Source organism: Variovorax sp. J22R115, assembly GCF_030317005.1.
Taxonomy (GTDB): domain Bacteria; phylum Pseudomonadota; class Gammaproteobacteria; order Burkholderiales; family Burkholderiaceae_C; genus Variovorax.
Genome location: NZ_JASZYM010000014.1, coordinates 246,053 through 255,464, shown reverse-complemented (window position 1 = coordinate 255,464; position 9,412 = coordinate 246,053). Strand labels below are relative to the sequence as shown.

Sequence of the window (9,412 nt, the reverse complement as noted above, 5' to 3'; positions counted from 1 at the left end):
CGCCTCAGCGCCGATGATAGTGCGGGTTCCCGTGTGAAAGTAGGTCATCGTCAGGCTCTTACAGCCCAGAAAAGCCCAGCCCCTCAAAGGCTGGGCTTTTTTGCGTTTGAATTCGACGTTCAGACTCACCGTTCGACGCGAACAATTGGCTATGGAAACGAGCCTGCAGCCCCAGCGCTCTTCTTCTTGCCAGGCACCCGACGACGGTGCTGGCTCAGGAACACCAGCAATCGCGATTCCGCAGCACTCAGGTGGCGCGTGCTGCATGTGACGAGGGCGATCTTTGCCCAGATGTCGTTCATGGCGTCTGCATCGTCGGCCAGCGTGGTGCCAAGTGCGAGTACGGCCGGATGCACATACGCCTTTTTGCACACGGCGGGCGTATTTCCGAGTTGGGCGGCCACGGCTTTCAATATGTCCTTTGCACTGAACCGGTCGGTGTTAGTCTCTCTATTCCCATAGACGCCTTCGCAGGCCAGGCGCGTCAGTTCCAGCGCTTGCACGGTTCCGTGCCAAGTTCGGAAATCCTTAGCAGTGAAGTCTGCATGCGCGATATCGCGTAAGTAGTCATTCACATCGGTGGATGAAATGCCTCGCACTTCGCCGTCCTCAGTCTGACACTGGAAGAGTTCTTGCCCGGGCAATTGCTGGCATCCGCGAACCACCTTCGAGACTCGCGGATCGTCAAGCCTCGCTTCGTGCATTACGCCGCTCTTGCCGCGGAAACGCAGCCTCAACGATGCGCCGCGAACGTCAGCATGTTGATTGCGGAGAGTCGTGAGGCCAAACGAGCCATTGCTGCTCGCATATTCCTCGTTCCCCACCCGCAGGAAGGTTGTGTCGAGCAAGCGCACCAGCGTAGCCAACACAACTTCGCGGCCCAACGGTGCACGAGGTCTCGCCCGCAGGTCGCGCGCCACCCGGCTGCGAATCTTCGGAAGCGCGCGGCCAAAGGCCTCGAGCCGATCGAATTTGGTCTCGTCCTTCAGCGCGCGCCAGCCGGCGTGGTAGCGGTATTGCTTGCGGCCGCGCACATCGAAACCGGTCGCCTGCAGATGGCCGTTCGCCAGCGGGCAGATCCAGACGTCTCGGTAGGCGGGCGGGATCGCCAACTGTCGGATACGGAAGAGCTCATCGACGTCTCGTACCCATCCGCCCTCGGCGTCACGGTACCGAAATGCCGCTCCTCGCTTCACCCGCTGCCATCCGGGCATGCAGGAATCAACATAGACCAGCCCGTTGGCGAGCGGAGCGGGGCGATGACTCGATTCGGGCATGAGGTTTGCGACAATCGCGCACAAAGACGCAGCAGGAGATGCGTCACAGCGTGGTGGCACCGGATCAGCGCCGGTGTAGGACTCCACAAACGTTGCCGGTGCGTCGCGCACTTGTGTCGACGTCCGTTCCCCCTTATTCCTTCGGAGAGAGATCCCATGTTCCCAGTCTGGTCCATTGGCGCGCGATGGTTGGTGCTGCCCGCCGTCGTCGCGCTCGCCGCCGGTTGCGCGTCGACCCCCTCACCGAAAGTCGCCGAGCCCGTCCAGGTCAAAGTGTTCGTTGCCGCCATGTTCGAGGTCGGCCAGAACACCGGCGATCGCGCGGGCGAATTCCAGCATTGGTACGAGCGCTATTGGAAGGGCGCAACGCCGATCACCGTGCCCGGCGCGCTGTCGCCCGTGTACTGCAATGCCGACGGCGTCTGTGGCGCTGTGCTCGGAATGGGCAAGGTCAATTCGTCGTCGTCGATGCAGGCGATCTTGCTGAATCCGAACTTCGATTTCTCCAAGGCCTACTACGTGATCTCGGGCGTGGCCGGCACGCCGCCTTCGCGCGGCACGATCGGCGAGGTGAACTGGGCCACCTGGCTTGTGGACTATGACCTCGGCCACCGCTGGGCGCCGGAAGAGAACAAGGCCGGCGAGCCGACCTTCATGCCGCGCAAGGGCTACGAGGAGTACCGCCGCTTCAAGCTCAACCCGGAACTCGTAGCGTGGGCGATGAAGTTGTCGGCAGACACGCCGCTGAAGGATGCTGACTCCGCGCGCAACTACCGGATGCGCTACCCGCAAGCCGCCGCACGGCGCGCTCCGTTCGTCGGCACCGGCACGCACATGACGGGCGACACCTTTTTCCACGGCCCCGGCATGTCCAACCAGGCGCAGTACATCGCCAAGCTCTACGGCGCCGACGACTACGTCATTACCGAGATGGAGGCCGCCGCGATCACCCTCGTGATCAAACGCACGCACGGCACCGACCGTGTGATGAGCCTGCGCGGCGCCGTCAACTTCGACCAGGGCAATCCGCGCGAAACCACGCTGCAGCATCTGGATCCGGCCCCTGGCGAAACCGCCGGCGGCTTTGCCGAGACCGTCCAGAACATCGAACTCGTCGGCAGCCGCGTCGTCGACCACATCGTCGCCAACTGGCCGCAATGGCAGGGCGGTGTGCCGGCGCGTTGAAAGGCCACGCTAGAAGAGCGAGGCAGTTCGCGCCACGGATCCGGCATCGTCCGGTGTTCGCCGACGACTGCTCGCCTTTGGCTGGTCTGCCACCGTGGCCGCATCGCCCACCTTGGCAAGCGCCCCTACTCGCACGCCGAGCAGACGCAGCGGCCGCTCCAGCGGCACCCGCTTGAGGCATCGGCCCGCAATCTGCCGGATCGCCTTGGCGTCGGCGGTGAAGTGGTCGATGGTCTGGTCGCGCGTCGCGATCTTGAAGTCGTCGTAGCGCAGCTTGATGCCGATCGTCTTGCCGACGTAGCCCTTGCGCTGCAGGTCCTCGGCGACTTTCTCGCACAGGTGCGTGAAGATGGCGCCCAACTCGGCCCGGTCTCGCACCGCCTGCAGATCGCGGTCGAAGGTTGTTTCGCGACTCATCGAGACGGGCTCGCTCTCGGTGACGACGGGCCGGTTGTCGCGTCCCCAGGCGACCTCGTGCATCCATGCGCCAGTGGCCCTGCCGAAGTTCGCGACCAGCCACTCGCGATCGCGCGCCGCGAGTTCGCCGATGGTCCGGATCTCATGGCGCTGCAACTTCTCGTCCGCCTTGGGGCCGATGCCGTTGACCTTGCGGCACGCCAGCGGCCAGATGCGCGATTGGAGATCGCCCTCGAAGACCACCGAGATGCCATTGGGCTTGTCGAACTCGCTCGCCATCTTGGCCAGCAGCTTGTTGGGTGCGATGCCGATCGAGCAGGTGAGCCCGGTCGCCTCGAGAATCGACTTCTGAATGAGCCGTGCCAGCACGCGCCCGCCTTCGCGCTGGCCGCCGGGAACGTCGGTGAAATCGATGTAGACCTCGTCGACACCTCGGTCTTCCATGACCGGCGCGATCTCGGTGATGACCCCCTTGAACCGCCGTGAGAATCTGCGGTACTCATCGAAATCCACCGGCAGGATGATCGCCTGCGGACACAGCTTTGCCGCCTTCATGAGCCCCATCGCGGATCCCACGCCGAACTGGCGTGCCGGATACGTCGCGGTCGTGATCACACCCCGTCCTGCGTAGTCCTTGAGCAGCGGAAAGGCCCCGACTGGTATGTCCGCCAACGTGGCGCCCTCGGGTAGATCGCGGATGGCCTCGTCCACCTTGCGGCGCCCGCCGCCAATCACCACCGGCAGGCCCTTGAGTTGCGGGTAGCGCAGCAGCTCGACCGATGCGTAGAAGGCATCCATGTCGAGGTGGGCGATGCGGCGAATCGGTGCGGCGGTCACGGCCGGTATTGTCGTCTGACGCAGCTGGTGGCATGGTCTGCGCGGCCAACCTCCACGTGCTCCGGCGCTCCTGAACTGAGCACGCAGGGCGCGGATGCAATCCAGACTTGCGCATGGCAGGCGCCCGGTGCCATCATCGGCGTATGCAGACCATCGCATTCATGCTCTGGCGCCGGCTCGGCACCCCCGGTCATGATGTGTGCCGTCTCGATCGCAACGGCGAGAACTGGCAGATCGACGGCGCCGCGGCGTTTCGCAACGAGGACGGTCGCATCGCCCAACTCCACTACCGAGTCCGCTGCGACCGCGCCTGGCACACCCAATGGGGAACGGTGCGCGGCTGGCTTGGCAGCGAAGCAATCGACCTGTCCATCGTGCGCGATGCGCATGGCAGCTGGAAGCTCAACGACGCCTCGGTGCCGGAGCTGGGCCACTGCGTCGACCTCGATCTCGGCTTCACGCCGGCGACCAATTTGATGGCATTGCGCCGGTTGCATCTCGCCCCGGGCGAAGCGTCCGACGCCCCGGCGGCATGGCTCGATCTCGACAGCGGCAGCCTGAGCGAACTCAAGCAGCACTACGAGCGGCGCGGCGAGGCCGAGTACTGGTACACCGCGCCGCGCTTCGACTACGCGGCCATGCTCGAAGTCACGTCCGATGGCTTTGTCCGGCACTACCCCACGCTGTGGGAAGCCGAGGCCTGACTTCGTACTGCCGGCAACTCAGGCCGTCGCCACAGGCCGGATGTTCTGGTTCACGCGGAACAGGTTACCCGGGTCGTACTGCCGCTTGATGGCCGCCAGCTTGTCGTAGTGCTCGCGGTAGGTGGCCTTCACACGGTCCTCCCCCTCGTCCATCATGAAGTTGATGTACGCGCCGCCAGCCGAATAGGGATGCAGCGCGTCCCAGTAGTTCTTGCACCAGTCGGTGATGCGGTCGCGGTTCGCAGGATCGGGGTCCACCCCCACGATGACGGAGGCCCACCGAGCGTCTCGGTAGCTGAAGGGTGTGTCCTTGCGTCCGACGCGCTGCACCGCGCCGTCGATCGGATACAGGTGCATCGACGATTGCATCGTCGGCAACTGGGCGCCGTACTCCACGTGCAGCCCGATCGCTTCGTCGGGCAGCTCGTTCACGAAATCAGCGCGCCAGTACCACTGGTGTCCGGGTGGGTACAGGGCATCGAAGGCACTCTGCAGCATCGGGTAGGGCATGGGCCCGACGCCGTACAGCGCAGGGTTCATCGCTCGCACCGGTGCGAGCGCCTCCTCGGCCTGCGCCGGATCTCCGCTGTAGCACCAAACCACGCCACACATCTTCTTCAGGTGCAGTTCCTCGGGGAAGGGCGGGCCAGGCGGTACGGTGAGGAAGGCGAAGAAGCCATTCAGTTCCGTCGGCGCTTTGCCGATGAAATCGCGATACCACTTGAACACTTCGGCCGAACGCTCCATCGGCCACAAGGTCGGACCGGCCACCACGGTGCTGAGCGGGTGTAGCCGGTACTCGAAAGAAGTCACCACGCCAAAGTTGCCGCCGCCGCCGCGCACGGCCCAGAACAGGTCGGCGTTCTCCTTGGCATTGGCGGTGACGAAGCTCCCGTCCGCGAGCACCATGTCGACGCCCAGCAGGTTGTCGATCGTCAGTCCGAAGCGCCGCGAGAGGTGCCCGATGCCACCGCCCAGCGTCAGGCCGCCGACACCGGTGGTGGAGATGATGCCCGCCGGCGTCGCCATGCCGAAGGCATGCGTCGCGTGGTCGACGTCGCCCCAGGTGCACCCGCCTTCGGCCCGCACGGTGTGGGCCTTGGGATCGACACGCACGCCGCGCAACCGGGAGAGGTCGATCACCAGGCCGTCGTCGCAGGTGCCGAGGCCGCCGCCGTTGTGTCCGCCGCCGCGCACGGCGAGCAGCAGTTGGTTGTCTCGGGCGAAATTGACCGATGCGATCACGTCCGCCACGTCGGCGCAACGCGCGATGAGGCGCGGTCGCTTGTCGATCATGGCGTTGTAGACCTTGCGGGCCTCGTCGTAGCCGGCGTCGTCCGGCTGGATCAAACTACCGCGCAATTGCGCCTTGTAGGCATCGAGAGGGACTTCGTTGAACATGACCACTCCTTGAAAGTGAGCAAAGTCTAGGAGGCCAACGACGTGTTGACGATCCACCGGACTGATCATTTTTCGAAGTGCCGCGCGCGCCCGCGAATGGTCAGAATTGACTATGCCGCGCACGTTGACCGTGCGGCGGATTTGTCGCCCAATCATCTGCCCGGGGCCCATCGTTGCCCTGCCGGACAGGAGAGGGTCATGGCACTGTTCCTTATCGAACGCCAGTACGCGGAAGAACTGGAGCTCGCGGCGGCAGACGTCGCGAGCATCCAGCGCATCAACGCCGATGTCGGCGTGAATTGGTTGTTCTCCTTTCTTTCTGCGGATCGCAAGAAGACCTATTGCCTCTACGAGGCACCCAGCCCCGAAGAGATCCGCACGGCTGCACGCCTGGCCCGGCTGCCGGCGGATGTCGTGATCGAAGTCAGCCAGATTCGCCCCGAAGCCCTCGTGTAGCGGCTTTGCACTCAGGGAACCCGAGGACCCGCTGTGCAATGTGCCCGATGCGGCCGCGAGAACCGGGCCGATGCCGCTTTCTGCGATGGCTGCGGTTCGGCGCTCCAGACTGCGGCTCCCGCCGCGACCTTCAACGACGAGACGGCGCGGGCTTCGATCGAACGATTCGTCGGTCGCGAGCGTGAACTCGCGGCGCTCGAAAGCGGACTGGCGCGCGCCCTCAGCGGCACGGGCGGCACGGCGGCGCTCGCTGGTGAGCCGGGCATCGGCAAGTCGCACACCGCGCAGGTCCTTGCCCAGCGCGCTGCCGCACGCGGCATGCAGGTCCTCTGGGGCCGATGCAATGAAGAGCCCGGCGCCCCGCCGTACTGGCCTTGGCTGCAACTGCTGCGCGGCTGGATCGAAACGCACGACAACGAGACCGCACGGCGCGTCCTCGGCCATGACGAGTCGGCGTTGGCGGAGATCCTGCCCCACCTCGCAGAACGATTGCCCGCCGGCGCCTTGGCACTGCCGGCGATCGATCCCGCGCAGGCACGCTTTCGCCTGTTCGATGCCATGGCGGGCTTCTGGAAACGCGCCGCCGCGGAGCAACCCCTGTTGCTGGTGCTCGACAACGTCCATTGGGCAGACGCTTCGTCCCTGCGCCTGCTCGAATTCATCGCGCCCGATCTCCAGGTCAGTCGCATCCTGCTCGTCATCACCTACCGCGACATCGAGTTGTCGCGACAGCATCCGCTGTCGGGCACGTTGGGCGAACTCGCGCGGCACCAGTGCTTCGAACGCTTGCGTTTAACCGGCCTCGCCCGCGACGAGACGGTCCGCATGATGATGCTTGCCGGCGGCGGTGCCGTGCCGCCCGCACTCGCCGACACCGTCCACCGGCAGACCGAAGGTAACCCGCTTTTCGTGGCCGAGATGACGCGCCTGCTGATTCAGGAGCACGTGCTCGGCGAAGGCCCGCGCGGCACTGCAGCCTTGCTGGCAGTCGGCGGTCTTCGGCGCATTCCGGAAGGGGTACGCGAGGTCATCGGCCGCCGGTTGAATCGCCTGTCGCCCGTGGCCAATCAGGTGCTGGCCTGCGCATCGGTGATCGGCCGCGAATTCGATATCGGCCTGCTGGTCCGCATCGTCGAGGACGTGGAGGAAGACGCCTGCACGGACGCGCTCGAAGAAGCATTGCAGTCCCGGGTCATCGAAGCCGTCGAAGGGCCGGGCCGCTACCACTTCGGCCACGCCCTGTTCCGCGAGACCTTGTACGACGAGATCCCGCCGCCGCGGCGCAGCCGCCTGCACCTCAAGGTCGGCCGCGCGATCGAGGACATTCACGGCGAAGATTCCGCGCTCCATCTGCCCGCGCTGGCCCACCACTACTGGGCCGCGCTTCCGGGAGGCGACGCGGCGCGCGCGAGCCACTATGCGCAACAGGCTGCCGAGAGTTCCGATGCCCTGTTGGCCCATGAGGAAGCGGCGCGCTACTACCGGCTCGCGCTGCAGGCGATGGATGTAGGCCGCGGCGGTGACGCTCTCGAGCGTTGCCAGGTGCTGAATTCGCTGGGCGAAGCTCATACGCGTGCCGGCGAATACCTGCAGGCACGCGAGGTGTTCGACCAGGCCGCACGGACGAGCATGCAGGTCGACTTGGCCCATGAGCTGGCACGCGCCGCGCTCGGCTTCGAGATGGCGAGCTGGTGCCCGGGCCTCCCTGGTTTCTCGGCGGCGCGCCTGTTGCGCGATGCGCTCAATGCGCTGGGCGCCGAAGACCGGGTCATGAAGGCGCAGTTGCTGAGCGCACTGGCACGCGCACTGATCTTCAGTGGTGAGGAGACGCAGGCGATGAAGGTGCACGAGGAGGCCGTCACCGTGGCCCGCCGCGCCGGCGACGCAGCCACGCTCGCGACGACCTTGCTCGCCACGCTCTCGGCCCGCTGGCAGCCCGATCGCATCAACGAGCGCATGGCGAGTGCCGACGAGGCCATCCAGATCGCCAGGCAGCAGGGCGACCGGTTCCTGCTGTACTCGGCGCTCGCGTGGCGCATGTTCGACGCCTTCGAGTTGGGCGACATGGCCACCTGGCATGAGCACGTCGAAGCCTATGCACGAGGCTCGGAAGAACTGCGGCAACCCTTTTTCCTCTACGTCGCGTCGTCGTCGCGCACCCTGCACGCATTGTTCGAAGGCCGCTTCGACGACGCCGAGCGGTTCGCGAAGCGCACCTTCGAGATCGGCGACCGCATGCCGGGCCTGGATGCGGCCGGTGTCTACGGCGTTCAGATGTTCACACTGCGCCGCGAGCAAGGCCGCCTGCAGGAGGTCGCGCCGCTGGTCCGCCATTTCGTGCAGCAGAACGCACAGACCAATGTGTGGCGGCCGGGACTCGCGCTGATCTACGTCGAGTTGGGCCAACTCGACGACGCACGATCCGAATTCGAGATCCTGGCGAACGACCGCTTCCAGTCCTTCCCGCGCGACGGCGTCTGGCTGGCGAGCCTGGCCTACCTCGCGCAAGTCTGTGCCGCACTGGGTGATGCGGCGCGTGCGGTAGATCTGTACAAACTGCTCGAGCCCTGGCGTGGGCGCAACCTTCTGGTCGGCACCGCCATTGCCTCCTTCGGTGCCGCAGATGCCTTCCTCGGGATGCTCTCGGCCACGATGCGGCAGTGGAGCGAAGCTGAAGCGCACTTTCGGGTGGCGCTGGAGATGAATGAAAGGCAGAACGCCCGGCCAGCCCTGGCGCAGGCGCGCTATGGCTACGCGCAGATGATGCTGGCCCGGGATGCCGTTGGCGACCGTGAAGCCGCCACCGGGCAACTCGATGAAGCCGCGGCCGAAGCTGCCGCACTCGACATGCGCGCGCTGTCAGCACGCATCGATGCCCGCCGTCCGAACCTCGACGGCACGGCCGTTGCGCACTACCCGGCCGGCCTGAGCGGCCGCGAGGCACAGGTGCTGCGTCTCGTGGCCGTCGGCAAGGGCAATCGGCAGATCGCGCGGGAACTCTTCGTCAGCCCCAACACGGTCGCGAACCATGTACGCAGCATCCTGAGCAAGACGCGATCAGCGAACCGCACGGAGGCTGCCGCGTTCGCCATCCACCACGACCTGCTCAAGCAGGGCGATCGCAAAGCCTCGTGA

7 protein-coding genes are annotated in these 9,412 nt (G+C 65.6%); 4 read left to right on the top strand and 3 right to left on the bottom strand.

What is annotated here, in order from left to right; translation table 11 throughout:
• Positions 1-149: 149 nt before the first annotated feature.
• Positions 150-1,277, bottom strand: a complete 1,128-nt coding sequence (locus QTI04_RS24830) for a DNA topoisomerase IB (protein WP_286617896.1) — start codon at positions 1,275-1,277, stop codon at positions 150-152.
• A 156-nt stretch (positions 1,278-1,433) separates the two neighbouring features.
• Here QTI04_RS24830 and QTI04_RS24825 point away from each other — a divergent pair, with 156 nt between their 5' ends.
• Positions 1,434-2,462, top strand: coding sequence for a purine nucleoside permease (locus QTI04_RS24825; RefSeq protein WP_286617895.1), 1,029 nt, complete (start codon positions 1,434-1,436; stop codon positions 2,460-2,462).
• 9 nt (positions 2,463-2,471) lie between these two features.
• Here QTI04_RS24825 and QTI04_RS24820 read toward each other — a convergent pair whose 3' ends face one another.
• Positions 2,472-3,677, bottom strand: a complete 1,206-nt coding sequence (locus tag QTI04_RS24820) for a DNA polymerase IV (protein ID WP_286617903.1) — start codon at positions 3,675-3,677, stop codon at positions 2,472-2,474.
• A 182-nt stretch (positions 3,678-3,859) separates the two neighbouring features.
• Here QTI04_RS24820 and QTI04_RS24815 point away from each other — a divergent pair, with 182 nt between their 5' ends.
• On the top strand, positions 3,860-4,420 hold the full coding sequence (locus tag QTI04_RS24815; RefSeq protein WP_286617894.1) for a putative glycolipid-binding domain-containing protein: 561 nt from the start codon (positions 3,860-3,862) through the stop codon (positions 4,418-4,420).
• 18 nt (positions 4,421-4,438) lie between these two features.
• Here the strand turns inward: QTI04_RS24815 and QTI04_RS24810 are convergent, their stop codons facing one another.
• Positions 4,439-5,821, bottom strand: a complete 1,383-nt coding sequence (locus QTI04_RS24810; RefSeq protein WP_286617893.1) for an FAD-binding oxidoreductase — start codon at positions 5,819-5,821, stop codon at positions 4,439-4,441.
• A gap of 198 nt (positions 5,822-6,019) precedes the next feature.
• Between QTI04_RS24810 and QTI04_RS24805 the strand changes: the two genes are divergently transcribed.
• Positions 6,020-6,277, top strand: a complete 258-nt coding sequence (locus tag QTI04_RS24805; protein WP_286599317.1) for a DUF4242 domain-containing protein — start codon at positions 6,020-6,022, stop codon at positions 6,275-6,277.
• Positions 6,278-6,310: 33 nt separating this feature from the next.
• The gene (locus tag QTI04_RS24800; protein WP_286617892.1) at positions 6,311-9,412 is read left to right on the top strand and encodes an AAA family ATPase; all 3,102 of its coding nucleotides are present in this window, start codon (positions 6,311-6,313) and stop codon (positions 9,410-9,412) included.